Raw genomic sequence first — 23,268 nt, 5'->3', positions numbered from 1 at the left:
TGGACGCTATGGCCTCAAGTTAAGTTGAGGTCAAGACCCGATCTTCTTGTTCCTGGCGTGCCAGACCACGGCCACGGACGGGCGGGGCTGGCTGCTGCCGCCGTCGGGCCAGTGGCTGCTCGGGGTCTCCGGGCTGGCGTCGTCCGTCTCGCCCGGGTGCTGCACCGCCACGAAGACGCTGCGCTGGTCGCTGGAGACGAGCGGGCCGCAGGTCTCGGCGCCGACCGGCACGGTGAGGAACTGGCGCACGTAGCCGCGCTCCTTGCCCCTGACCGGCATGACGAACAGGCCGTCGTTCTTCTCCAGGGCGTTGCCGTCCGTGGAGATCCAGAGGTTGCCGTCCTTGTCGAACGTCACGTTGTCCGGGCAGGAGATCGGCGAGACCTTGGACTTGTCGAAGCCGGCGAAGTAGGTGCTGGCGTCGTTCGGGTCACCGCAGACCAGCGGCAGCGACCAGGCGAACGTCTTCTCGCTCGCGTCGTTGCGCCGCTCCACGATCTCCAGGACGTGGCCGTGCTTGTTCGACGGGCGCGGGTTGGCCTCGTCCACCTGGGCCGCGGTGCGGTTGGTGTTGTTGGTCAGGGCCACGTAGACGCCGCCGGTGACCGGGTTGCGCTCGACGTCCTCGGGGCGGTCCATCTTCGTCGCGCCCACCTTGTCGGCGGCCGAACGGGTGTAGACCAGCACCTCCTCGGCGGTCATGCCGTCCACGAACGACCTGTCGCCCGAGACCAGCGGGATCCACTCGCCGGAGCCGTCGAACTGGCCGTCGGCGGGCAGCTTGCCGGAGCCGTCGATCTCGGTCTTCGGGCTGTCGCCGGTGAACTTGGCCACGTACAGGGTGCCCTCGTCCAGCAGCTCCCGGTTGTGGCGGTCGAAGCCGGGGATGTAGCGGTCCTTGGAGACGAACTTGTAGATGTACTCGAAGCGCGAGTCGTCACCCATGTAGACGACCAGGCGGCCGTCGCGGGCCAGCGTCGTGGTGGCGGCCTCGTGGGCGAAGCGGCCGAGCGCCGTGCGCTTGATCGGCGTGGAGTCGGGGTCGAACGGGTCGATCTCCACGATCCACCCGAACCTGTTGACCTCGTTCGGGTGCTTGGCCAGGTCGAAGCGCTCCTCGACACGGTCGAACCGGCGGCTGGAGGAGGGGGTGCCGGTCGTGATCGCGTAGCGGGCGATGTACGGCTTCTGCGCCTCGGGCACCTTGTCGCCGTTGACGAAGTACTGGTTGAAGTTCTCCTCGGCGGTCAGCACCGTGCCCCACGGGGTGGTGCCGCCCGCGCAGTTGTTCAGCATGCCGATGGGCGTGCTGCCCTTGGTGTCGGCGGCCGTCTTGAGCAGGTCGCTGCCCGCGGCGGGGCCGCTGAACCGCATCTCGGTCTGGGCGGTGATGCGGCGGTTGTAGCGGCGGCGGCCCCTGGTGACCAGCTTCCACTCGCCGGTGTTGCCGGCCCGCTCGATCTCCACGACCGAGCCGCCGTGAGCGGCCAGGCCGATCTTGATCTGCTCCTCGGTCGCCGCCGCGCCGCCGGTGTAACCGCGGAACATCAGGCTCTCGTCGGAGTACTCGTGGTTGACCCACATCAGGGCGCGGTCCCGGCCCATCGGGAAGACGGTCACGAAGTCGCAGTTGTAGCCGAACTGCTTGCTCTGGGCGTCGGCGGTCTGGTTGTCGAAGTCGAACTCCGGCGCGTCGGGCAGCACCGGGTCGCCCCAGCGGACGACCACGGAGGACTTGTAGCCTTCCGGGACGGTCAGCTGGTCGTCCGTGTTCGGCTGAACGGCGGTGAAGCGGATGTCGCTGCCGCCGCCGCCGTTCCAGCCGTGCTTGGCGGCCGCCTCGGGCTCGTCGGCCAGGGCCGGCACCGCACCCGCCACGCCCGTGCCCACCACGATCGCGCCGAGCGCGCCCGCGCGCAGCACGCCACGGCGGGACAGCGCCTCCTTCACCACGTCGCCGAAGTAGGCGTTGTCGGCGGTGTTGGCCACGTCATGCGCGCACGCGTTTCCGCAGCGGAACTGACAGGTCAACGCGGAACGGCCACCTTTGTGCGGGGTGGAAAGCAGCGGCAGTAGCCGCGGCCCCGCGTTGGGGTTCGCCACAGGTCCTCCATATATGTGCGCGGTTGTACCGCCGGGAGGCTACGTTCGCCGTCGAAACCGGAGGTGAACGATGACCTCCGTCTCGATGAACGCTTCCCGGGAGAGAATGGCAGGGTGCCACCACGCAAGATGGATCAGGAAAAGCTGAGAGCGGCCCTCGACGGCCAGCTCGTCGCGCTCGACGAGCCCCCGTACGACGGGCCCGCGTCCGCGCTGCCCGACGCGCTCGTGGCCGCCGTGCTGGCCGCCTACGACCGCGGGCTCCAGCCCGAGCGCGACGCCGGGCGGATGGCGGTGCGTCACCTGCTCGACCGGCTGGCGAGCGCGGCGCCCGGGCGGACGGTCGAGGTGCGCGTGCCGCCGTACGCGGCCGTCCAGGCCATCGCCGGGCCCCGGCACACGCGGGGCACGCCGCCGAACGTGGTGGAGATGGACGGGCGGACCTGGATCGAGCTCGCGCTCGGGCGGTTGACCTGGGACGAAGCCATGGCCAAAGGCGCGGTGTCGGCCAGCGGCTCCCGAGCCGACCTTTCCGAATATCTGCCGCTTTAGCGGGTGCCGCTCATCCAGGGAAACTTGTCCTCGAAGCACCGGTCGGCGAGCTGGCCCGGCAGGTGGGCGCACTCCTGGACCACGTTCCAGAACCAGATGGCCACGATCGCGAACAGGATCAGCGACAGGACGCTGATCACGATGCCGGCGATGGCCCGGCCCTTGCCCGCGCGCTTCACCAGTGCCACCCAGCCGAAGACGATCGACAGGATCGCGGTGATCAGGCCGGTGAAGCAGACGAACACCAGGAAGGGGCTGGCCACGCCGAGGACGAGCGAGGCCGTGGCCAGGCCGCTGCCGGGCTTCGGCTGCTCGTACTGGCCGTAGGGGCCGTACTGGCCGGGTTGGCCGGGTTGCCCGTACTGGCCGTACTGGCCGGGTGGGGAGCCGTAGGGGGCTCCTGGGGGCGGGGGTGGCGGGTAGCCGGGCGGGCCGCCGTACGGGCTGGAGGGCGTCGTGCCCGGCACCGTCGGGTCCGGCTCCTGTCCCGGCGGAACGGTGTGCTCCCGGTCGGGCGGCCGGCCGGGCGGCGTGCCCTCCTGACCGCCCTGGGCCTGCGCGCCGGCTACCGGTATCCCTCCGGGCGGCGTGCTCTCCCACGCCGCCGGGCCTTCCCCTGACGGGGTTCCCGCCCCTGGCGGCGCGAAGTACGGCTGGTCGCCCTGCTCGTAGCGCGAGGGCCCCTGCCTGGCGGGCGGCTCCTCCTGCGGCGCTCCGCCCCAGCCCGGATAGGACGGGGTGGCGCCGGGGATCGGGTACACCTGGGTGGCCTCCGCGTCGCCGCCCGTGGGCTCCGGCGTCTCCGGCGAGGTGGGCAGGTCGGGATGGGACGGCTCCCCGGCCGGCCTGGGCTCGTGCGTCGGCGGCACGTCGGGACGGGGCACCACGGGCGGAACGGGCGAGATCGGCTCCTCCTCCCCCGGCCCGTGCCCGGGCACACCCCCAGGCTCCCGCTCAGGCGCGCCCCCCGGAGGCTGGTCGCCGCCCGTGGGCCCGCCCGCGTACGGCTCGTACGGCCGGAGCGCGGGCGGCCGCTCGTCCTCCGGCAGCGTGCCCTCGCTCCACCACTCGGGCTCGTGCTGAGGAGGTGCGCTCTCGGGTTGGCCCTCCCGCGGCCGGTCCTCGCGCGGGCGCTGCCCCTCGCGGGGCTCGTTCGGGTCCTCAGGTGTGGTCACGTCTGCGTCTCCCGAGGGTCTGCATGCCGGATACTTCACCCTTTCGCGGAAGCCGTCGGCTAAACCACGCGACACGGTAAAAGGCGCCTCATCCTTGGGTCACCATGCGCCAAAGCGCCAGGCGGGAGGCAAGATGAGTGCATGCTGGACGAGACCCTGACGTACGCGCTCATCAAGCTCATGAAGGCCCACCGCAACCAGCTCGCCGCCGCGCTGATCCCGCTCGGCCTGCACGTGGGCCAGGAGCTGCTGCTCAACCAGCTGTGGCGGGAGGACGGCCTGACGCAGGGCGAGCTGATCGCCAGGCTGGGCGTCGAGCCGCCGACCGTCACCAAGACCCTCCAGCGCCTGGAGCGCTCCGGGATCGTCTACCGCGCCCCCGACCCCGACCGCCCCCGGATCGGCCGCGTGTACCTCACGGAGACGGGCAAGGCCCTGCGCGAGCCGGTGGAGGGCATCTGGGCCCAGCTGGACGAGGACCTCCAGCGCGGCTTCACGGCCGAGGAGCGCGAGCTGCTCGCCCGGTTCCTGCGCGCCACGCCCCGCTTTCACTGCTAGCGAAACGCCCTTGTCCGTTCGGCAGCACATGCACTTAGCTGGCTAATTAGTCGGCTAATAAAGGAGTTCACATGCACGTACTCGTCACCGGCGGCTCGTCCGGCATCGGCGCCGCCACCGCGCTCGCGTACGCCAGAACCGGCGCGGACGTCACGATCACCTACAACACGGGCGCCGACCGCGCCGCCGAGGTCGTCAAGCGCATCGAGCAGGAGGGCACCCGGGGCGCGGCCGTCCACCTCGACCTGGAGGACCACGCCACCATCGCGCCCGCCGTGGCGCAGGCGGGGCCGGTGGACGCGCTCGTCGCGAACGCCGTCCGCTGGGGGAACGTCCAGCCGGGCAGCATGGCGTTCGAGGACGTGCCCGCGGCCGAGTGGTCCGCCGCCATGCACGCCAACGTGGTCGGCAACGCCCTGCTCGTCCAGGCGGTGCTGCCGGAGATGCGGCGCAGGCGGTGGGGGCGGATCGTGCTCGTCTCCTCCGGCATCGCCGAGGAGGGCGTGCCGGGGCCCGGCCCCTACGGCACCGCGAAGATGGCCCTGCACGGCCTGGCCAGGGCCCTGGCCTGGGAGGCGGGCAGGGACGGCATCCTGGTGAACGTGGCCGTCGCGGGCCTCACGGTCACCGGCGTCCGCGAGTTCCCGCAGGACGTACTCGACCGGCTCGCGGCCCGCACGCCCACCCGCCGGCTGTCCACCGCCGACGACATGGCGGCGCTGATCGTCTTCCTCGGCTCGGCGGCCAACCACAACCTCACGGGAGAGATCATCCGAGACGGTTCGAATGCGGGCAGGTCAGCCCACGCCATCTGATCTCACCCCGGGTGTGCGAGCACGGAAGCGGCCGACCTAAACTGAGGCATGTGCTGAAGGGCGACGGCCGGCTCGGCCATGACCTGGACCCCCATGACCGCGCTCCTAAAGACGCCTGCGGTGTCTTCGGCGTCTGGGCTCCGGGCGAGGAAGTTTCCAAACTCACCTACTACGGGCTGTACGCGTTGCAGCACCGCGGCCAGGAGTCCGCGGGCATCGCGGTCAGCGAAGGCAGCCGCATTCTCGTCTACAAGGACATGGGGCTGGTCGCCCAGGTCTTCGACGAGTCGGTGCTCAGCACCCTGCGCGGTCACCTGGCCATCGGCCACTGCCGCTACTCCACGACCGGATCCAGCGTGTGGGAGAACGCGCAGCCCACGCTGAGCTCCACCGAGGTGGGCGGCCTGGCGCTGGCCCACAACGGCAACCTCATCAACACCCCGGAGCTGGCCCAGCGCCTGGCTCCCGGCTCCATCCGCGCGACCACCGACACCGAGGTCCTGACCACGCTGCTCGCGCAGGACCGCAGCCGCTCGGTCGAGGACGCCGCCGCCGAGCTGCTGCCGCAGGTCAAGGGCGCCTACACGCTGGTCTTCATGGACGAGAAGACGCTCTACGCGGCCCGCGACCCGCAGGGCATCCGCCCGCTGGTGCTGGGCCGCCTGGAGCGCGGCTGGGTGGTGGCCTCGGAGACGGCCGCGCTCGACATCGTGGGCGCCACGTTCGTCCGCGAGGTCGAGCCCGGCGAGCTGCTCACGATCGACGAGCAGGGCGTCAGGTCCCGCCGCTTCGCGCTGGCCGAGCCGAAGGGCTGCCTGTTCGAGTACGTCTACCTCGCCCGCCCCGACACCACCATCGCCGGGCGCGGCGTCCAGGTCACCCGGGTCGAGGTCGGCCGCGTGCTGGCCCGCGAGCACCCGGTGGAGGCCGACCTGGTCATCCCCACGCCGGAGTCGGGCACGCCCGCCGCCGTGGGCTACGCCCAGGAGAGCGGCATCCCGTACGGCCAGGGCCTGGTGAAGAACTCCTACGTGGGCCGCACGTTCATCCAGCCCTCGCAGACCATCCGCCAGCTCGGCATCCGGCTCAAGCTCAACCCGCTGCGCGAGGTCGTGGAGGGCAAGCGCCTGGTGGTCGTGGACGACTCGATCGTGCGCGGCAACACCCAGCGGGCCATCGTCAAGATGTTGCGCGAGGCGGGGGCGCGCGAGGTGCACGTACGCATCTCCTCGCCGCCCGTGAAGTGGCCGTGCTTCTACGGCATCGACTTCGCCACCAGGGCGGAGCTGATCGCGGGCTCGCTGTCGGTCGAGGAGATCCGCGCCTCGCTGGGCGCCGACTCGCTCGGCTACATCTCCCTGGAGGGCCTCACCAAGGCCACCACCATCCCGGCCGACCGGCTCTGCCGGGCCTGCTTCACGGGCGAGTACCCGATCCCGATCGACCAGGACAACGTGGGCAAGTTCGTGTTGGAGAGCAAAGCGTGAGTTCCTATGAGGCCGCCGGCGTGGACATCGAGGCGGGCGAGCGGGCCGTCGAGCTGATGAAGGACAAGGTGGCGCGCTCGCGGCGGCCCGAGGTGGTCGACGACGCCAGCGGCTTCGCCGGCCTGTTCGACGCCTCGGCCCTGCTGAAGTACCGGCGCCCGCTGCTGGCCACCTCCACCGACGGCGTGGGCACCAAGGTCATGATCGCCCAGCGGTACGGCAAGCACGACACGATCGGCATCGACCTGGTCGGCATGGTCCTCGACGACCTGGTGGTCTGCGGGGCCGAGCCGCTGTTCATGACCGACTACATCGCCTGCGGGAAGGTGGTGCCCGAGCGCATCGCCGAGATCGTCGGCGGCGTGGCCGAGGGCTGCCGCCTGGCCGGGGCCGCGCTGGTGGGCGGCGAGACGGCCGAGCACCCCGGCGCGATGGGTCCCGACGAGTACGACCTGGCGGGGGCGGGCACCGGCGTGGTGGAGGCGTCCGCCATGCTCGGCCCTGAGCGGGTGGCCGCCGGGGACGTGGTGCTGGGGATGGCCTCCTCGGGGGTGCACTCCAACGGCTACTCGCTGGTCCGCCACGTGCTGCGGGAGAGCTCCCTGTCGCTCGACACCGTCCTGCCCGAGCTGGGCCGGCCGCTGGGCGAGGAGCTGCTGGAGCCCACGCGCATCTACTCGCTGCCCTGCCTGGAGCTGGCCCGGGCGGTCGAGGTGCACGCCTACGCGCACATCACCGGGGGCGGGATCGAGGGCAACCTCTCGCGTTCGCTGCCGACGGGGCTGGACGCGCTGCTGGACCGCTCGTCGTGGACGCCGCCGGCGATCTTCGGCGTGCTGGCGTCGTACGGGAAGATCGCGCAGCGCGACCTGGACCGCACGTTCAACCTCGGCGTCGGCATGGCTGCCGTGCTGCCCGCGGATGCGGCGGACGCGGCCATCCGGTTGCTGGCCGGTCACGGCCTGGACGCCTGGGTGATGGGCGAGATCGTGCCTGGCAGCGGGCAGGCCCGCTACCGCTGAGCCCTCGGCGGACGCCGGGCCGGGCGCACGGACGCCGGCCCGGCGCACGCGGGGAATCCACGAGCGCCCGAGCCCGTGCACGCGGAACAGGACGCATCACTCAGGTGATCGTGATGCGTCCTGTTCGCTGCTTTCCGACCCACGTGACGAAAGCCCCACGGTTGCCCGTGGGGCCCGACGAGCGTGAGCGAGGATCCCGGCACCTGCGCCGCCGGGCCCCTCGGCCACCTCACTCAGGAGAACGGCTATCGGCGGCCGGACGTACGGCCATCGTCGTCGTCTCCGGCACCATAGTCATCGGCGTAATCGGCATAGCGATCCGCCAGCTCATCGTTGAGGTCGTCGGCGTCGTCATTGCGGCTGGAGTCTCCGACCCCGAGTTCGTCGCGAAGACGGTCAAGATCCGTGCCACCGCTGTTGTACTTCAGCTGGCGAGCAACCTTGACCTGCTTGGCCTTTGCTCGGCCGCGCCCCATTGGCTCGACCCCCTCGTGTGGGGTCGTCCCCGACCCCTCGTCGCTAACGCACCACACACTGACGCCGCCTGACTACGGGCGTCAGCCTATCGTTCGCCTATTACCGTACCTGTTTTGTGCCCAGCTCGGTACGCCGTATGGGCGCGGGGCGTCAGCGGCCTAGCCAAATGGACCGAATACGCCCGACTTCCGACATTCTGCGCTCGGCCAGCCTATCTGCTGCGACCGCGGGTGGAACGCCCTCATCGGCCGCGATTCCGAAGATCTTCAGAGTCGTGTCGTAGATCTGGGCAGCCTTCGACCTGGCCCGATCCATGTCGAAGCCCTCGATCTCGTCGGCGACCTGGATCACCCCGCCGGAATTGACGACGTAGTCGGGCGCGTACAGGATGCCGCGCTCGGCGAGTTGCTTCTCCACGCCGGGGTGGGCGAGCTGGTTGTTGGCCGCGCCGCAGACGATTTTCGCGCGCAGCGTAGCCACCGTGTCGTCGTCGAGCGCCCCGCCCAAGGCGCACGGGGCGAAGACGTCGAGGTCGGCGGCCATCAGCGTGCGCGCGTCGGCCACCACGTCCACCTCCGGATGGCGCACCCGCACCCGCTCCACCGCCCTGGGGTCGACGTCGCAGACCACGACCTCGGCGCCGTCCTCGCGCAGGAGCTCGACCAGGCGGTGGCCCACCTTGCCGACCCCCTCGACGCCCACCCGCCTGCCGTGCAGGGACGGCGTGCCGTAGACCCGCTCGGCCGAGGCCCGCATGCCCTGGAACACACCGAACGCCGTCAGGATCGAGGAGTCGCCCGCCCCGCCGTGGGCCAGCGTGCGGCCGGTCACGAAGCGCGACTCGCGGGCCACGATGTCCATGTCCTCGCTGTAGGTGCCCACGTCGCAGGCGGTGATGTAACGGCCGCCGAGCGACTGGACGAACCTGCCGTACGCGCGCAGCAGCGCCTCGCTCTTGTCGCGGGCCGGGTCGCCGATGATCACGGCCTTGCCCCCGCCCAGGTCGAGGCCGGCCAGCGCGTTCTTGTACGCCATGCCCTTGGCCAGGTTGAGCACGTCGGCCAGGGCCGCGGACTCGCTCTCGTAGGGATAGAACCTCGTGCCACCCAGGGCCGGGCCCAGCGCCGTGTTGTGGATGGCGATGATGGCACGCAGGCCGCTCTGCTCGTCGGCGCAGAACACGACCTGCTCGTGAACGTCTTTGTGAGACGCTCCGAAGACGTCGGTCACGGTAGTGACTCCCTGTCCGGTCCGCCGCACCGTCGCGGCGGAGATCGCTTCACAGAGTAGTAAGCCTCGACGGTGCACGCAGGTTCGCTTCGTGACACGATGCCTCCGTGCTGCCCTATGCCGCCTACCTCCGTGTCTATGAGCCACTGACCGCGTTCGCCGAGTCCGAGCGCAAGGTGTGGGCCGACTACGCCGACTCACGTGACCGCCCGCGCCGCGCGAACGCGCTCAATGCGGAGCACGGCGAGTCCGTCATGCGCCTGCTCGGCATGCCCCCTCAACCCGTTCCCGCCCAGGAGAGCCCCAACGCCTATCTCCGGCGCGTTGAGGACCGGCTCTATGTCTGTCCCTGGCAAACCCGTTTGCGCTCGTGGCTGGCGTTCTCACGGCTTCGTGGCAGCACTCCCGCGAAACTGATGGACCATCTGGTGCCCAAGCCGATCGCCGAGCAGACGGCCGACGACTTCGACCGTTACAAGCGGCAGGCCGGTTCCGACGCGCTGCGCACGCACATCCGCACCACGGCGTGGCACGTGCCGCCATCGTGGTTCGTGCCGTTTGATGGGAACGAGCGCTGGCTGGTGCTCGGCTCCGCCAACCCGGGACAGGACGTGACCACCACTACCGGGCGTAACCTGATCTACGTCACCTCCATGGCCCAGGCCAGACGGCGCGCGGCACGGGCGCTGAGCGTGCTGCGCAGGCATCTGGGCGACGTCGCGGCCAACTTCGACGTGGAGGACGTCGCCAGGTGGCTGGAGGAGTTCCACCCGCACTCGCTGGTGGAGCTCGACTACGGCGGGCTCGTCCACCTCATGGACGACGACGCGCTGCAGGCCGACCAGTCCGTCGCGGAGCTTTCCGCGGCTCTGACGGGCCTGGACACGGGTCAAGAAGAACTTGCCTACGCCATGTACCAGAGGGTCATCCTGCGGTGGAAGTCAATGCAACTGCTGGAATCTGCCAACTGAGCCCCAATACGGCCGTCTGACCTGCATGAGTAGGTCACGTCTCGCGGCTGCTCTCTTCTGCGAACTGAGTAGTTTGCCGTTTTCACTGCGATACCACGAACCGTGTCGCTAGAATCACCGAGCGTGACATGGCCACGGGGGCGGGCAGTTGGGTCAAAGAAGGGCTCGCCAATCGCTCTGCGTGGCGGTATGGTCACATCGGGTGATGCCGCATATGGCTCAGAAAAGCCGCACGCTCTGCGCCATAGGGGGACATCCGTGACACGCGCAAAGGCAGTCACAGGATCGCTACGCCGGTCCACACGGAGGAGAGGCCGCACAAATGTCAGCTCGTACACCCGAGGCCGAGCCACTGCTCACGCCCGCTGAGGTCGCGACCATGTTCAGGGTCGACCCCAAGACCGTTACGCGGTGGGCCAAGGCGGGCAAGTTGACGTCGATTCGTACCCTCGGCGGTCATCGGCGTTACCGGGAGACCGAGGTTCGCGCGCTGCTCGCGGGGATTCCGCAGCAGCGTTCCGAGTAGCGGGAGGTCGGTACCGACCTCAGGGGGGTTTGAAGGGGGTGGACCAGGTCGCCACGTGGCCCGGTCCACCGCTGTGACGACGGGGAGGATGGCGCCGCCCGCGCCGGCGCCACTCTTCCCTGCCGCTACGCCCCCGTCACCTGCTCACGCCAGCCGCTCCAGCAGCCTGGCGACGTCGCCGTCATGGGCGGCCGCGACCCCGAGCAGCGCGGCCATGTGCTCCACCAGCATTTTCTCCAGCATCGGCCGTTCGAGGTCGCGATGCTCCAGCCAGTCGAGGCCCGCCGTCTCGACGGAGGCGATCCACGACCGCAGCGTCGTGCGCAGCACCGGGCTCGGCTCCTCGACGCCCATCTGCTTCTGGATCAGGCGGAAGAGCCGCCTGCGCACCCCGTCGACGATCTCGCCGACCTCGCCGGTCCTGTTCGCGGGGCCGCCCCGCAACAGCGCGGCGAAGCCCGCCGCGTGCTCCTCGACGAAGTCGAAGTAGCGCTCCAGCCCGGAGGCCAGCTCCTCCAGCGGCCTGCCGCCCCCCTGGGGCCGCAGCCGGGACTCCAGCTGCTCCGCCGCGCTCCTCAGCGCGGCCACGTAGAGCTCCTGCTTGCCGCCGAAGTAGTGGTAGACCAGGGCCCGCGAAGCCCCCGCCGCCGACGCCACGTCGTCGATCGAGACGTCCTCCGCGTCGCGGGTGCTGAACAGCTCCAGCGCCGCCGCCATGAGCTCTTCCCGACGCCGGTCCACGCTGAGCCTGCGCCGCGCCGGCCGTGCCGTCTCGGCTGACTTCCCGGGTGTCACATCTGTACGGTATCCGACGCCGTACCCAATAGCTGACGTGGAAGCTTTCAGTCAATGTCCGGCTTTCGTAGCCGAGGTTGAGGCAATCCGTAACGAAGGCCGTACCCTGCGGCTAACTCGATCGTTTGGTCAGACAGGTGCCCATATCCGCATCGCGGGGGAGACACATGTCAGGACCGCCCGTCAACACTTCAACCATCACTGAGCTAAGAGAGGTAGACGCACTGCCTCGGCCCAGACCGACCATCCGTAACGTCGCCGAACGAGCCGGCGTGTCGAAATCGCTGGTCTCACTCGTGCTGCGCGGATCCCCGCACGTGAGCGAGCACCGGCGCCAGGCCGTCTTGCAAGCCGCCCGAGAGCTCGGCTACCGGCCGAACGCGGTCGCCAGGAGCCTGGTCGAAGGCCGTACCCATCTGGTGGGCGCACTCGTCGCCGACCTGCACAACCCGTTCTACGCGGAGTTCCTCGACGGCCTGCAGGAGAGCCTGCACGGCGACGGGCTGCGCATGCTGATCGGGAACAGCCAGTGGGACCCGGCGTTCGAGGACGAGGCCGTGGAGGCCTTCCTTGAACTGCGGGTCGACGGGCTGGTCCTGCTCGGCATCCCGCCGACCAGCGAGACGCTGATCGAGGCCACCGCGTACACGCCCACGGTCGTCGTGGGGGAACGTGACATCGAGCTCGACGGCGTCGACATCGTGGTCGACGACGACCAGCTCGGCGCCCGTCTGGCCATCGACCACCTGGTCGAGCACGGCCACAAGAGAATCGCGCACATCGAGGGCCGGCGATCGTCGCGCTGCGAGGGTTATCTCGTGGCGATGCGCAGGCACTCGCTGGCGCCGTACATCATGGTCGAGGCCGCGGACTCGACCGAAGAGGGCGGCAGGGAGGCGGCGATGGCGCTGCTGACCCGCGACCCCAGGCCCACGGCGATCTTCGCCGCCAATGACGTGGTAGCGCTCGGCGTGCTCTCGGCCGCCGGCGAGCTGGGCCTGCGCGTGCCCCAGGACCTTTCGGTGGTCGGCTACGACAACACGCACCTGTCGGCCTCCCACCACATCTCGCTGACCTCGGTCGACCAGGCCCGCCGCAGCATGGGCAGGTCGGCGGCGGCGTTGCTGAGCGACCGGATCGGGGATCCCGCCAAGGTCGCGCGCATGCGCGAGGTCCGCCCAGAGCTGATCGTGCGACGGAGCACGGGACCTGCCTAAGGATGCCCCAAGGCTGGGTCAAGCCGTGTGGCGGCGCGGCCACACGGCGGTTTACTCGTCAGGGTCATGCTAAATGTGGCCGGATCCGGTCCGGTCACGGTCTGATCCGGGGGAACAGTCATGCGTGATCCGGAACTGGTGTCCTGTGCCCAGCGCGCGGCGGCCGAGCTCGAGCGCGCCTGGGGTCAGTGGCGGGCGGGCAGGGGACGCGGCGCCGACGGCGGCGCCGAGTCCGTCGCCAGCTACGTCGCCCACTCGCTGGACCATCCGTGGGGCCGCCCCCGCGTCGTCCTCGGGCTCGACGCCGAGGACGCGCGGGAGCTGGCCGCCCTGCTCGAACGGCAGGAGGCCGGCGAGCGCGTCTGGTGACTTCGTCGTACTGGTGACGATCACAGGGACTCGCCACACTTGGCATTAGACGGGCTGCAGCTCCCGCTCTGCCGTAAGTTGGACGGCATGCGTGCTCTACCAGCCTCAGTCCTCGCCGTTTGCGGCCTGATCGCCTCCGCGTGTGGCGGCACCGGATCCGGTGGCGCCGCGGCAGGTCAGGCCGCCCTCACGACCACGCAGGCGCAGGCTTCGCCCTCCTCGGCACCCGCCAGGGAGGCGCCACCGGACGCCAAGCCGCTCGACGGCAAGGTCATCGTCATCGACCCCGGCCACAACGGCGCCAACTACCGCCACCCCGCCGAGATCAACCGCAAGGTCAACGTGCTGACTCAGTGGAAGGCCTGCGACACCACCGGCACCCAGACCCGCAGCGGATACACCGAGGCGGCCTTCACCTGGGACGTCTCCCAGCGGATGAAGAGGATCCTCGAACGCCGGGGCGCCACCGTGAAGCTGACCAGGGACAGCAACAACGGCGTCGGGCCCTGCATCACCGAGCGGGCCGCCATCGGCAACAGGGCCAAGGCCGACGCCGCGATCTCCGTGCACGCCGACGGCTCCAACAACGCCAGGCACCGCGGCTTCCACGTCATCCTGCCCAAGAAGATCAACGGGCCGGTCGACAAGGTCGTGGGCGCCTCCGGCAAGCTGGGGATCGCCGTGCGCGACGCGTACAGGAAGGGCACGGGGATCCCGTACTCCAACTACATCGGCAAGAACGCGCTGGACTACCGCAGTGACATCGGCGGGCTCAACCTCTCCACGGTGCCGAAGGTGCTGTTCGAGAGCGGCAACATGCGCAATCCCGACGAGGCGGCCAAGTTCCAGAGTCCGCAGTTCCGGCAGAAGATCGCCCTGGCGCTGGCGAACGGGTTGCAGCACTATCTGGAAGCATGATTCCTCGCCCTCAACTGCTCAGTGATCTCTCCGCTTCCTACACGCTGACCTCGGGCGCCACGGTGTCCGGCGACCTGGTGGACTCCGTACGCGCGGCTCTGGCCCGGCTCGACCCGCTGCCCGGCGACTCCGGCGAGATCGACGTCCGGCGGGATCCCGGGCTGGGCGAGGAGGCCTACCGGCTGACGGTCGGCTCCCGGGGCGTGGAGATCGCGGCGGGCGGCCGGGCGGGCGCGTTCTACGCGGCGCAGTCGCTGCACCAGTTGCTGCCCGACGCCTCCTACCGGTTCTCCGGCGGCGGGTCGTGGCCCGTTCCCGGAGTGCGGATCGAGGACGCGCCGCGCTTCGCCTGGCGGGGGCTGCACCTCGACGTGGCGCGGCACTTCTTCCCCAAGCGGGAGGTCCTGCGGCTGATCGACCTGATGGCCGCGCACAAGCTGAACCGGCTGCACCTGCACCTGGTGGACGACCAGGGGTGGCGGGTGGAGAGCCGGGCGTACCCGCTGCTGCACGAGGTCGCCTCGCACCGGCCGCGTACGGCGACCAACTACTACCGCGAGCCGGAGACCTACGACGACGTGCCGCACGGCGGCTTCTACACGCTCGACGACCTGGCCGAGCTGGCCGCCTACGCCCGCTCGCGCTGCGTCACGATCGTGCCCGAGATCGACGTGCCCGGGCACGCGTCGGCGATCCTGGCGGCCTACCCCGAGTTCGGGGCCACCGGGGAGCGGCACGACGTGCTCGACCGCTGGGGCATCTCCCCCGCGATCCTGTCGCCGCTGCCGCCGACCGTGGAGTTCCTGACGACGATCTTCGACGAGCTGCTGGGGGCGCTGGGCGAGACCCCGTACGTGCACATCGGCGGCGACGAGGTCGTGCTGGACCACTGGACGCGGTCGCCGGAGATCGCCGCCTACCGCGAGTCGCTGGGGCTGGAGACCGCCAACGACCTGCAGGCGTGGTTCCTGCGGCGGCTGGCGGACGCGCTGGCCGAGCGGGGCGCGCGGGCCGTGGTGTGGGACGAGGCGTTCGTCAGCGGCGGCCTGCGGCAGGACACGATCGTGATGCCGTGGCGCGGCATGAACGTGGGCCGCCGGGCGGCCGCCGCCGGGCACGACGTGGTGGCGACGCCGGTGTTCCCGCTGTACTTCGACTACGCCGAGGCCTCCTCGCCCGACGAGCCGATGGCCATCGGCGACGCGATCACCGTGGCGGACGTGGCGGCGTTCTCGCCGGCGCCCGCCGAGTGGACGGAGGAGGAGCGGGGCCGCGTCCTGGGGGTGCAGGCGCAGCTCTGGACCGAGCGCGTGCCCGACGCCCGCACGGTGGACTACCGGCTGTGGCCGCGGGCCTGCGCGCTGGCGGAGGTGGCCTGGTCGGGCGAGGTCTCGGCGGACTTCGACGGGCGGCTGGCCGAGCACCTGGGGCGGCTGGACGCGCTCGGGGTCGAGTACCGGCCGCTGAGCGGGCCGCACCCGTGGCAGCGGCGCCGCCCGCACCGGCCCAGCGGCGTACGCGTCACCGAGGTGATGGCCCGCATCGACGCCATGACCCACCACGCGGAGTCGACGCGGCCCAGCATCTGATCAGAAGGCAGGGCGGTCGTTGAGTATGAGCTGGTACTGCCGGTGGTCCTGCCACCGGCCGTCGATCTCCAGGTAGCGCGGAGCGGTGCCGAACAGCTCGAACCCGCACTTGCGCAGCACGCTCTGCGACGCCTCGTTGCCCAGCAGCGTGGCCGCCGCGACCCTGTGCAGGCCGAGCTCCTGGTCGGCGATCCTGCACACCTCGCGCACCGCCTTCGTGGCCAGCCCGCGGCCCAGGTACTCGGCGTCGATCCAGTAGCCGAGGTGGGCGTTGAGGAACGGGCCGCGGACGATGTCGTTCAGCGTCATGCGGCCCACGACGCGATCGCCGTCGGCCAGCACCCAGGCCACCGCCTGGCCCCTGGCCTGCTGCTCCAGCAGGGCCTTGAGGCGCGTGGCCTGGCCCTCCACGGTGAAGAACTCGTCCGGCCTGCGCGGCTCCCAGCGCGCCAGGTGGTCACGGTTGCGTACGTAGGCGGCCTGCAGCGCCTCGGCGTCGTGCTCGGTCACGAGGCGGAGGACGACGTGGTCGTCGAGCTGAACTGGTTCGATCACCGTCACCACGATAGGGGCTTCAGGCCGTGCGGCCGATGGCCTCCGTGACCGACTTGAGGCCGTGGCGGCGTACGCGGCGCAGGAGCTGCCGGTGGATGCGCGCGGCCCACAGGGGGCCGCCGTAGATCCAGCCCGTGTAGCCCTGGACCAGGGTGGCCCCGGCCAGCAGGCGCTCCCAGACGTCGTCCACGTCCTCCACGCCGCCCGCCGACACCAGCGTGATGCGGTCGCCGACCTTGGCGCGCAGGCGGCGCAGCACCTCCAGGGAGCGGGCCTTGAGCGGGCGGCCCGACAGGCCGCCGGTCTCGCCGCCGTGCTTGATCGTGGTGTTGGTCGCGATGATGCCGTCGAGCCCCAGCTCCAGGGCCAGCTCGGCGACCGCGTCGACGTCCTCGTCCGCCAGGTCGGGGGCGATCTTGACGAGCAGCGGCGTACGGCGCGGCGTCCCGTCGGCCACCTCCTTGACGGCGGTGAGCAGGGGCCGCAGGAGCGAGACGGCCTGGAGGTTGCGCAGCCCCGGCGTGTTGGGCGAGCTGACGTTGACCACGAGGTAGTCGGCCAGCGGGGCGAGCTGCCTGGCGCTGGCCACGTAGTCGGCCGTGGCCTCGGCCTCGGGGACGACCTTGGTCTTGCCGATGTTCACCCCGACCACGACCGGCACGCCGCGCGTACGGCGCAGCCTGCGGGCGGCGGCCACGGCACCGGCGTTGTTGAAGCCCATCCGGTTGATCACCGCGTGCTGCGGCACCAGCCGGAACAGGCGGGGGCGCGGGTTGCCCGGCTGGCCGTGGGCGGTGATGGTGCCGACCTCGACGTGCCCGAAGCCGAGCGCGGAGACGGCCTCGGCGCAGGCGGCGTCCTTGTCGAAGCCGGCGGCCAGCCCGAGCGGCCCGGGGAAGTGCACGCCGAACGCGGTCACGCGCAGGGCCGGGTCGTGCGGCGCGAGCACCCGGTGCAGCAGCCGCTTGACCAGCGGCAGCCGGGCGAGGAGCGCGAGGGCGCTCACGGTGAAATGGTGCACGGCCTCGGCGTCGAGACGCCGCAAGACCTGCGAGAACACGAGGCGATACATCACGGGTCAGGCTACCAAGCCGGCCTCGTGGGCGATGATCGCGGCCTGGACGCGGTTGCGCACGTCGAGCCGGGTGAGGATGGCGCTCACGTACGCCTTCACCGTGCCCTCCACGATGTGCAGTTCGCGGGCGATCTCGGCGTTGGACAGGCCCGCCCCCACCAGGGCGAGCACCTCGCGCTCGCGGTCGGTGAGCGCCCCGATGCGGTCGCGGGCCAGCGCGCCCCTGGCCATCCTGCCGCCCGAGAGCTGCGCGATGACCCGCTGGGCGACCTTGGGCGACAGGTAAGCGGCCCCGCCGGCGACGGCGTGGATCCCGGCGATGAGCTCGCGCGGGTCGCCCGACTTGAGCAGGAAGCCGCTGGCCCCCAGGTCGAGGGCCTTGGCGATGTAGTCGTCCTCGCCGAACGTCGTCAGCATCACCACCGCCGTGCCCGGCGCGGCCCTGCGCATCTCGGCCGCGGCGGCGAGCCCGTCGAGCCTCGGCATGCGGATGTCGAGCAGCGCGACGTCGGGGTGGTGGCTGATGGCCAGGTCGACCGCCTGCCTGCCGTCGCCGGCCTCGGCCACGACCTCCAGCTCGGGGTCGGACTGCAGGATCGCCCGGACCCCTGCCCTGATCATGGCCTCGTCGTCGGCCAGGAGTATGCGGATCACAGTCCTCTATATTGTCCGACCATGGCACAGGTGAAGGTGTACGGGCGCAGGGACGTGTGGGCCGGGCGGCAGCGGGAGCTCTCCGATCTCCTCCAGTCCTGCCTGGTGAGCGCGTGGGGCATGCCGGAGGACAAGCGGTTCCACCGGTTCCTGCTGCTGGACGCGGACGACTTCGTCTGCCCGCAGCGGAGTGAGCGTTATCTCATCATCGAGGTGCTCTGCTTCACGGGCCGCAGCGACGACGCCAAGCGGGCGCTGATCCGGGCAATCTACGACAAATCGGGATTCGATCCTGAGGACGTGGAGATCAACATCATCGAGACGCCCAAGGTCAACTGGGGAATACGCGGTGTTCCCGCAGATGAGCTCACCCTGTCGTACAAGGTGGAGGTCTGAGGTCAGGGGCAGAGTCAGGCGAGCGGTATGGTCCGACTCATGAGCACTCACTATGACGTCGTCGTTCTCGGCGCGGGTCCTGGAGGATACACGGCCGCGGTCCGCGCCGCCCAGCTCGGACTGCGCACCGCGGTCGTCGAGGAGAAGTACTGGGGTGGCGTCTGCCTGAACGTGGGCTGCATCCCGTCCAAGGCGCTGCTGCGCAACGCGGAGCTGGCCCACATCTTCCACAACGAGGCCAAGACCTTCGGCATCAGCGGCGAGGTCACCTTCGACTACGGCGCGGCCTTCCAGCGCAGCCGCAAGGTGGCCGACGGGCGGGTCAAGGGCGTTCACTACCTGATGAAGAAGAACGCCATCACGGAGTACGACGGGCGGGGCACGTTCCTCGACGCCAACACGCTCCAGGTGAACGGCGAGACGATCACGTTCTCCCACTGCATCATCGCGGCCGGCGCGACCACCAGGCTGATCCCCGGCACGCAGCTGTCGGAGCGCGTGGTGACGTACGAGGAGCAGATCCTCACCGAGGAGCTGCCGGGCAGCATCGTCATCGCGGGCGCCGGCGCGATCGGCGTGGAGTTCGCGTACGTGCTGCACAACTACGGCGTCAAGGTGACCATCGTCGAGTTCCTCGACCGGGTCGTGCCGCTGGAGGACGAGGAGGTGTCGGCCGAGCTGGCCAAGCGCTACAAGCGGCTCGGCATCGAGGTGCTGACCTCCACCCGCGTGGACTCCATCGAGGACACCGGCTCCGGCGTCAAGGTCACCGTCACGCGCGGCGACCAGACGCAGGTGCTGGAGGCCGACAAGGTGCTGCAGGCCATCGGGTTCCAGCCGCGCGTCGACGGCTACGGGCTGGAGAAGACCGGCGTGGCGCTGACCGAGCGGGGCGCGATCGCGGTCGACGGGCGCGGGCGTACGAACGTGCCGCACATCTACGCCATCGGCGACGTCACGGCCAAGCTCATGCTGGCGCACGCCGCCGAGTCCATGGGCATCATCGCCGCCGAGACGATCGCGGGCGCGGAGACCATGGAGCTCGACTTCGTGATGATCCCGCGGGCCACGTACTGCCAGCCGCAGGTGGCCAGCTTCGGCTACACCGAGGCGCAGGCCCGTGACCTGGGCTATGACGTGAAGGTGGCGAAGTTCCCGTTCACGGCCAACGGCAAGGCCCACGGCCTGGGCGACTCCGCCGGGTTCGTGAAGATCATCAGCGACAACACGCACGGCGAGCTGCTCGGCGCGCACCTGATCGGGCCCGAGGTGACCGAGCTGCTGCCCGAGCTGACGCTGGCCCAGCAGTGGGACCTGACCGTGCACGAGGTGGCCCGCAACGTGCACGCGCACCCGACGCTCGGGGAGGCCGTCAAGGAGGCGATCCACGGGCTCGCCGGGCACATGATCAACATGTAAAGGCGCTTCGAGGCTGATCGGTACGGCCCGGCGGTCGTACCGATCACAGGGTCCTGCCGGCGGCGACGGCCTCGCGCAGGGTGGCGGCCAGGGCGTCCGCCTGGGCGGCCAGAGCGCGCACGCCCTCCGTGTCGCCCGTCTGGGCCAGCAGGTCCAGGTACCTGCCGTTGCTCCGCTGCAGCTCGCTCGCCCGTAACGCGGAGTCGGCCGCGCGGACGCGGGAGGCGTACGACTCCAGCTCCCACACCCGCTCCGTGACCGCCGCCACCGAGCGGCGCAGCGCCTCCTGCTGGGGTTCGAGCACGGCGGTCAGCTCCGGGGTGATCACCTCGGTCAGCGCCTGGCCCTGCTCGGCGCGCAGGTCGGTGTGGATGCGGACGAGGCGGGCGATCTCCCACAGACGGTCGGGCAGCACGACGTCGTTGGCGATGGCGTCGAGCAGGCCCTGGCGGTGCACGCGGGAGCCGGTCACGTCCAGGACGGCTCTCCTGGCCCTGGCCAGCAGGTCGAGGGCGGGCTCGTCCAGCTCGGCGGGGATGACGTAGCGGCCGGCGTACCGGCGGGCCAGGCGCTCGGCCGGGTTCGGCAGGGAGATGCCGACGAACAGGACCCCGGTGAGGAAGGCCAGCATGGCGGCCAGGCCCGAGGTCCCGTGGCCGGTGTCGAGCGACACCAGGCCGAGAACCGCCCCTGACACGGCGGCGCAGAGCCCGCCGAAGCCGAACAGGTACCGCACCCAGCGCGGCGGCTCGGGGTCGGTCCGCCCGAGCAGGAGCGACAGCGCGACGGGCAGGCGCCGCCCGTCCCGCCCGGGAACGGCGGGATCGGTGATCGGCTGATCGATCCAGTTCTCCAAGCGCGGCACCCCCTCGTGGACGTCTCCTTCCGAGCACACCCCGCACGGCCCGCGCACTCCACCAGGCCCGTGTGCGAATGTCGTGAAGATGTCGTGCAGCCCTCCCCTCCCGGCGACTTCTCACCAGATCTTCAGAATTCGCCCAGATTCCTCTGAGGATGCCTGGAGACGTTTGAGGCGACCTCGGAAGAGACCTCGCATCGGACGGTGGTCCCGCACATGACCTCAACTCCCCCTCAGACGACCGCGCGGCACTCGCGCCGGCTCGCCACCCCGGGCACCCCACTGCTCAGGCTCGGCCTGCTGGCGCTGGTCGCGATCGGCATCGTGGGCGCCGCGCTGGAGCTCGCCTTCGAACGCCACTGGGAAAGCCCCGTGCAGCTCATCCCCTGGGTGGCCCTGGCACTCCAGGTGGCCGGGCTGGTGCTGCTCCTGCTGCGCGACGCCGGGCCGGCGCTCACGGTCGTGCGCGTGCTCGCGGCGATCGTCCTGCTCGCCTCGCTGTACGGCGTCTTCACGCACGTGTCGGTCAACCACGGCATGGGGGCGATGGATCCCCAGTGGGACACGTACTCGCCGCTCACCCAGTGGTGGAACGCGCTGACGAAGTCGGTCGGGGCGGCGCCGCCGCTCGCCCCCGGCATGCTCGCCCAGAGCGCGCTGCTCCTGCTGCTGGCCAGCGTCACGCCGAAGAGGCGGCAGGACTGACCCTCGCTTCCCGGTGCCGGCGTCCTCGCTCGGGGGCGCGCCGGCACCGGGCTTTTCTGAACGTTCGCTGAACAATTCGGAACCTTCACCGCATTTCTCGCGTCTCACCCAGGCAAAAGCACTGTGACAGGTGAGGCTGGTGAGGTTGTGGCGTTACGTCGCACAGTTCTGGCGGCGGCCGTGATGGTGGCCACCGCGTTCAGCACCGATGGGGCGGCGGCCACGGTCTCGCCGCCCCGCCCGGCGGTCCAGCAGGCCCGGGCGGTGGCCACCGCCGAGCCGGCCCGGGTGACCGAACCGGCCGCCACGTCCACGGCGTCCGCCGCCGAGCCGGTGTGCGTACGGCTCAAGGGCGCGGAGGCGTGCGTCGGCCCCGACGGGAGCGACCGCCCCGGCATCACGATCGAGGACACGGCCGACGACCACCGCCATCCCGCGGTGGAGTACTACCTGAACGGCTACCTCGGCACCAAGTACGTCATCCACAACCTGGGCCGCGAGGGCGAGGTGCGCGGCAGCCGCGAGATCGGCAGGGTCGTGACGTTCCGCGCCGCCGTGTACTCGGGCAACCGCCGGGTCAAGTTCGGCCGCTGGAAGACCGTCCGAAATGTCGCGAAATATCCGGTTAAGCGGGACACTCGCACCACCCCCGCCGAGGCCCGCGCCAAGTCCAGGACGTGCACCTCGACGAAGGCCGCCGCGACCGTCTGCTTCGCCGAGCGCAAGACGTTCGTCTACGCCTGCGACACGAAGGCCGACGAGTACCAGGCCCGCGCCGAGTACTTCGTGGCGGGGGACCCGACCACCCGCTACGAGATCCACCAGCTCGCCGGCCTCGGGACCTGCGGCAAGGCGGAGCACGGCGACCTGTCCATCAGCATGTACCGGGCCTCGGTGTTCGACCACGGCCGGCGCAAGGCCACGAGGCTGTACAGGTACAACTAGAAGGGGGCGATGATCTCCCGCACCTCCTCGGCGCACTCCCTGGCGTTGTCGTCGTGGGCGATGCTGCTCAGCAGCTCGCGCAGGTGGTAGAGCCGCATGCGCCCCTGCCAGCCGTCCGGCAGGGGCGCGGTGGCGGCGTACACCTCGAAGAAACGCGCGGCGGCCGGTGGGCGCGGCGAGCACCACAACATGCTGAGGTCGGCCTCCGCCCAGCTGTAGGAGACGGCCGGGTCGATCAGCGCGGGGCCGCCGGCGGGGCCGCAGAGGACGTTCTCGCGCCACAGGTCGCCGTGCGTGAGCACCGGCGGGGCGGGCGGCAGCAGGTCGGGCAGGGCCGCGCAGAGGCGTTCGAGCGCCAGGCGCTCCTCGCGGTCCAGCGCCGCCTCCACCAGCGGCTCCGGCAGCCAGCGCAGGATCCGGCGCTCGGCGAACCAGGCGTGCCCGTCGCCGTCCCAGGTGTTGTCCTGGCGCAGGCGGCCCAGCCAGCCGTCCCGGTGCCAGCCGAACCGCTCACCCACCGTGCCGGCGTGCAGGCCGGCGACCGCGAGCGCCAGCTCCTCCCAGAACCGCTCGTCCTCGTCGCGGCGCGGCGGCAGCGGCTCCAGCACGAGCAGGTCGGGGGTCACGGCCAGCACCTCGGGGGTGGTGACGCCGCCCAGCTCACGCAGCGCGCGCAGCCCCGCCGCCTCGATCTCGAACAGGTCCGAGGCGGCCGTACGCAGCGTCTTGGCGAACACCTGGGACCCGTCGCGCAGCCGCGCCATCCCCGCCGACGCCACCACGCCGCCGGGCGCCGCCCGTACGGACTCGGCCTCGAACCCCGCCGCGCGCAGCCGGGCCAGCAGCAATTCCATGA

Annotated in this window: 25 protein-coding genes; 15 read left to right on the top strand and 10 right to left on the bottom strand. The window is 70.8% G+C overall.

All coding sequences use genetic code 11. The features are described 5' to 3' along the window. Nucleotides 1–30: 30 nt before the first annotated feature. Entirely contained in the window at nucleotides 31–2,103 is a 2,073-nt protein-coding gene (locus HD593_RS01510) for a PhoX family protein (protein ID WP_185100344.1), read from the bottom strand. Between the two features lie 129 nt (nucleotides 2,104–2,232). Between HD593_RS01510 and HD593_RS01505 the strand changes: the two genes are divergently transcribed. Then, complete coding sequence (locus HD593_RS01505; protein ID WP_185100343.1) at nucleotides 2,233–2,655, top strand: sterol carrier family protein; 423 nt, start codon at nucleotides 2,233–2,235, stop codon at nucleotides 2,653–2,655. On the opposite strand, the gene HD593_RS01500 is transcribed toward HD593_RS01505, so the two are convergent. Then, nucleotides 2,652–3,830 (bottom strand): DUF4190 domain-containing protein, encoded by a 1,179-nt coding sequence (locus HD593_RS01500; protein WP_185100342.1) that lies wholly within the window; start codon nucleotides 3,828–3,830, stop codon nucleotides 2,652–2,654. The two genes, HD593_RS01505 and HD593_RS01500, sit on opposite strands and share 4 nt — an antisense overlap. Before the next feature lie 141 nt (nucleotides 3,831–3,971). Between HD593_RS01500 and HD593_RS01495 the strand changes: the two genes are divergently transcribed. The 4 genes from HD593_RS01495 to purM all read left to right on the top strand — a co-directional run bounded on the left by HD593_RS01495 (nucleotide 3,972) and on the right by purM (nucleotide 7,712). Then, complete coding sequence (locus HD593_RS01495) at nucleotides 3,972–4,388, top strand: MarR family winged helix-turn-helix transcriptional regulator (RefSeq protein WP_185100341.1); 417 nt, start codon at nucleotides 3,972–3,974, stop codon at nucleotides 4,386–4,388. A 71-nt stretch (nucleotides 4,389–4,459) separates the two neighbouring features. Beyond that, nucleotides 4,460–5,203 (top strand): SDR family NAD(P)-dependent oxidoreductase, encoded by a 744-nt coding sequence (locus HD593_RS01490; protein ID WP_185100340.1) that lies wholly within the window; start codon nucleotides 4,460–4,462, stop codon nucleotides 5,201–5,203. A gap of 50 nt (nucleotides 5,204–5,253) precedes the next feature. Then, on the top strand, nucleotides 5,254–6,690 hold the full coding sequence (purF, locus tag HD593_RS01485; protein ID WP_185100339.1) for an amidophosphoribosyltransferase: 1,437 nt from the start codon (nucleotides 5,254–5,256) through the stop codon (nucleotides 6,688–6,690). Then, on the top strand, nucleotides 6,687–7,712 hold the full coding sequence (purM, locus tag HD593_RS01480; RefSeq protein WP_185100338.1) for a phosphoribosylformylglycinamidine cyclo-ligase: 1,026 nt from the start codon (nucleotides 6,687–6,689) through the stop codon (nucleotides 7,710–7,712). Before purF ends, purM begins: the two co-directional genes overlap by 4 nt. A 245-nt stretch (nucleotides 7,713–7,957) precedes the next feature. Here the strand turns inward: purM and HD593_RS01475 are convergent, their stop codons facing one another. Together HD593_RS01475 and HD593_RS64185 are read right to left on the bottom strand one after the other, a co-directional pair. Then, nucleotides 7,958–8,188, bottom strand: coding sequence for a DUF3073 domain-containing protein (locus tag HD593_RS01475; RefSeq protein WP_080047438.1), 231 nt, complete (start codon nucleotides 8,186–8,188; stop codon nucleotides 7,958–7,960). A 151-nt stretch (nucleotides 8,189–8,339) separates the two neighbouring features. Further along, nucleotides 8,340–9,419 (bottom strand): Leu/Phe/Val dehydrogenase, encoded by a 1,080-nt coding sequence (locus tag HD593_RS64185; protein ID WP_185100337.1) that lies wholly within the window; start codon nucleotides 9,417–9,419, stop codon nucleotides 8,340–8,342. A 107-nt stretch (nucleotides 9,420–9,526) separates the two neighbouring features. Between HD593_RS64185 and HD593_RS01465 the strand changes: the two genes are divergently transcribed. After that, nucleotides 9,527–10,390 carry a DUF8083 family protein gene (locus HD593_RS01465; RefSeq protein WP_185100336.1) on the top strand — a complete coding sequence of 288 codons (864 nt, stop codon included), beginning with the start codon at nucleotides 9,527–9,529 and terminating at the stop codon, nucleotides 10,388–10,390. A 322-nt stretch (nucleotides 10,391–10,712) separates the two neighbouring features. Further along, the gene (gene bldC, locus HD593_RS01460; RefSeq protein ID WP_013133571.1) at nucleotides 10,713–10,916 is read left to right on the top strand and encodes a developmental transcriptional regulator BldC; all 204 of its coding nucleotides are present in this window, start codon (nucleotides 10,713–10,715) and stop codon (nucleotides 10,914–10,916) included. 144 nt (nucleotides 10,917–11,060) lie between these two features. Here the strand turns inward: bldC and HD593_RS01455 are convergent, their stop codons facing one another. Further along, complete coding sequence (locus tag HD593_RS01455) at nucleotides 11,061–11,711, bottom strand: TetR/AcrR family transcriptional regulator (protein WP_312903304.1); 651 nt, start codon at nucleotides 11,709–11,711, stop codon at nucleotides 11,061–11,063. Nucleotides 11,712–11,878: 167 nt separating this feature from the next. Between HD593_RS01455 and HD593_RS01450 the strand changes: the two genes are divergently transcribed. The 4 genes from HD593_RS01450 (at nucleotide 11,879) to HD593_RS01435 (ending at nucleotide 15,804) form a co-directional block, all read left to right on the top strand. Beyond that, nucleotides 11,879–12,928 (top strand): LacI family DNA-binding transcriptional regulator, encoded by a 1,050-nt coding sequence (locus tag HD593_RS01450; RefSeq protein ID WP_246546122.1) that lies wholly within the window; start codon nucleotides 11,879–11,881, stop codon nucleotides 12,926–12,928. Between the two features lie 120 nt (nucleotides 12,929–13,048). Beyond that, nucleotides 13,049–13,297, top strand: coding sequence for a hypothetical protein (locus HD593_RS01445; RefSeq protein WP_185100335.1), 249 nt, complete (start codon nucleotides 13,049–13,051; stop codon nucleotides 13,295–13,297). A gap of 87 nt (nucleotides 13,298–13,384) precedes the next feature. Continuing rightward, nucleotides 13,385–14,215 (top strand): N-acetylmuramoyl-L-alanine amidase, encoded by an 831-nt coding sequence (locus tag HD593_RS01440; protein WP_185100334.1) that lies wholly within the window; start codon nucleotides 13,385–13,387, stop codon nucleotides 14,213–14,215. Beyond that, nucleotides 14,212–15,804, top strand: a complete 1,593-nt coding sequence (locus tag HD593_RS01435; protein ID WP_185100333.1) for a beta-N-acetylhexosaminidase — start codon at nucleotides 14,212–14,214, stop codon at nucleotides 15,802–15,804. Before HD593_RS01440 ends, HD593_RS01435 begins: the two co-directional genes overlap by 4 nt. Here the strand turns inward: HD593_RS01435 and HD593_RS01430 are convergent, their stop codons facing one another. From HD593_RS01430 to HD593_RS01420, 3 genes are read right to left on the bottom strand one after another with little or no spacing between them, the layout of a single operon-like run. Continuing rightward, a complete protein-coding gene (locus tag HD593_RS01430) occupies nucleotides 15,805–16,359 on the bottom strand; it encodes a GNAT family N-acetyltransferase (RefSeq protein WP_185100332.1) in 555 nt (184 codons plus the stop codon). A gap of 19 nt (nucleotides 16,360–16,378) precedes the next feature. After that, nucleotides 16,379–17,431 (bottom strand): quinone-dependent dihydroorotate dehydrogenase, encoded by a 1,053-nt coding sequence (locus tag HD593_RS01425; RefSeq protein ID WP_185100331.1) that lies wholly within the window; start codon nucleotides 17,429–17,431, stop codon nucleotides 16,379–16,381. Between the two features lie 6 nt (nucleotides 17,432–17,437). Then, a complete protein-coding gene (locus HD593_RS01420) occupies nucleotides 17,438–18,088 on the bottom strand; it encodes a response regulator (RefSeq protein WP_185100330.1) in 651 nt (216 codons plus the stop codon). 21 nt (nucleotides 18,089–18,109) lie between these two features. On the opposite strand from HD593_RS01420, the gene HD593_RS01415 reads away from it, so the two are divergent. Together HD593_RS01415 and lpdA are read left to right on the top strand one after the other, a co-directional pair. Further along, nucleotides 18,110–18,484: a tautomerase family protein gene (locus HD593_RS01415; RefSeq protein WP_185100329.1), complete on the top strand. Its 375-nt coding sequence runs from the start codon at nucleotides 18,110–18,112 to the stop codon at nucleotides 18,482–18,484. Between the two features lie 39 nt (nucleotides 18,485–18,523). Next, entirely contained in the window at nucleotides 18,524–19,903 is a 1,380-nt protein-coding gene (gene lpdA, locus HD593_RS01410; RefSeq protein WP_185100328.1) for a dihydrolipoyl dehydrogenase, read from the top strand. 43 nt (nucleotides 19,904–19,946) lie between these two features. Here lpdA and HD593_RS01405 read toward each other — a convergent pair whose 3' ends face one another. Beyond that, nucleotides 19,947–20,759: a cation:proton antiporter gene (locus HD593_RS01405; RefSeq protein WP_185100327.1), complete on the bottom strand. Its 813-nt coding sequence runs from the start codon at nucleotides 20,757–20,759 to the stop codon at nucleotides 19,947–19,949. Between the two features lie 219 nt (nucleotides 20,760–20,978). On the opposite strand from HD593_RS01405, the gene HD593_RS01400 reads away from it, so the two are divergent. Further along, nucleotides 20,979–21,467, top strand: a complete 489-nt coding sequence (locus HD593_RS01400) for a hypothetical protein (protein ID WP_246546116.1) — start codon at nucleotides 20,979–20,981, stop codon at nucleotides 21,465–21,467. A 147-nt stretch (nucleotides 21,468–21,614) separates the two neighbouring features. Then, entirely contained in the window at nucleotides 21,615–22,412 is a 798-nt protein-coding gene (locus tag HD593_RS01395) for a hypothetical protein (protein ID WP_185100326.1), read from the top strand. Here HD593_RS01395 and HD593_RS01390 read toward each other — a convergent pair. Further along, complete coding sequence (locus tag HD593_RS01390; RefSeq protein ID WP_185100325.1) at nucleotides 22,409–23,266, bottom strand: fructosamine kinase family protein; 858 nt, start codon at nucleotides 23,264–23,266, stop codon at nucleotides 22,409–22,411. The genes HD593_RS01395 and HD593_RS01390 overlap by 4 nt on opposite strands. Nucleotides 23,267–23,268 lie beyond the last annotated feature (2 nt).

Source organism: Nonomuraea rubra, from assembly GCF_014207985.1.
In the GTDB taxonomy this organism is placed as follows: Bacteria; Actinomycetota; Actinomycetes; order Streptosporangiales; family Streptosporangiaceae; genus Nonomuraea; species Nonomuraea rubra.
The sequence above is the reverse complement of the archived record's forward strand: the minus strand, read 5'-3'. Positions and strand labels throughout refer to the sequence as shown.

What these genes read in the sequence shown, in the direction of transcription:
- HD593_RS01490 (WP_185100340.1), top strand. Translation starts at nt 4,460, where the DNA reads ATGCACGTACTCGTCACCGGCGGCTCGTCCGGCATCGGCGCCGCCACC.
- HD593_RS01475 (WP_080047438.1), bottom strand. Translation starts at nt 8,188, where the DNA reads ATGGGGCGCGGCCGAGCAAAGGCCAAGCAGGTCAAGGTTGCTCGCCAG.
- lpdA (WP_185100328.1), top strand. Translation starts at nt 18,524, where the DNA reads ATGAGCACTCACTATGACGTCGTCGTTCTCGGCGCGGGTCCTGGAGGA.
- HD593_RS01505 (WP_185100343.1), top strand. Translation starts at nt 2,233, where the DNA reads ATGGATCAGGAAAAGCTGAGAGCGGCCCTCGACGGCCAGCTCGTCGCG.
- HD593_RS01450 (WP_246546122.1), top strand. Translation starts at nt 11,879, where the DNA reads ATGTCAGGACCGCCCGTCAACACTTCAACCATCACTGAGCTAAGAGAG.
- HD593_RS01400 (WP_246546116.1), top strand. Translation starts at nt 20,979, where the DNA reads ATGACCTCAACTCCCCCTCAGACGACCGCGCGGCACTCGCGCCGGCTC.
- HD593_RS01435 (WP_185100333.1), top strand. Translation starts at nt 14,212, where the DNA reads ATGATTCCTCGCCCTCAACTGCTCAGTGATCTCTCCGCTTCCTACACG.
- HD593_RS01390 (WP_185100325.1), bottom strand. Translation starts at nt 23,266, where the DNA reads ATGGAATTGCTGCTGGCCCGGCTGCGCGCGGCGGGGTTCGAGGCCGAG.
- HD593_RS01425 (WP_185100331.1), bottom strand. Translation starts at nt 17,431, where the DNA reads ATGTATCGCCTCGTGTTCTCGCAGGTCTTGCGGCGTCTCGACGCCGAG.
- HD593_RS01445 (WP_185100335.1), top strand. Translation starts at nt 13,049, where the DNA reads ATGCGTGATCCGGAACTGGTGTCCTGTGCCCAGCGCGCGGCGGCCGAG.
- HD593_RS01440 (WP_185100334.1), top strand. Translation starts at nt 13,385, where the DNA reads ATGCGTGCTCTACCAGCCTCAGTCCTCGCCGTTTGCGGCCTGATCGCC.
- bldC (WP_013133571.1), top strand. Translation starts at nt 10,713, where the DNA reads ATGTCAGCTCGTACACCCGAGGCCGAGCCACTGCTCACGCCCGCTGAG.
- HD593_RS01495 (WP_185100341.1), top strand. Translation starts at nt 3,972, where the DNA reads ATGCTGGACGAGACCCTGACGTACGCGCTCATCAAGCTCATGAAGGCC.
- HD593_RS01415 (WP_185100329.1), top strand. Translation starts at nt 18,110, where the DNA reads ATGGCACAGGTGAAGGTGTACGGGCGCAGGGACGTGTGGGCCGGGCGG.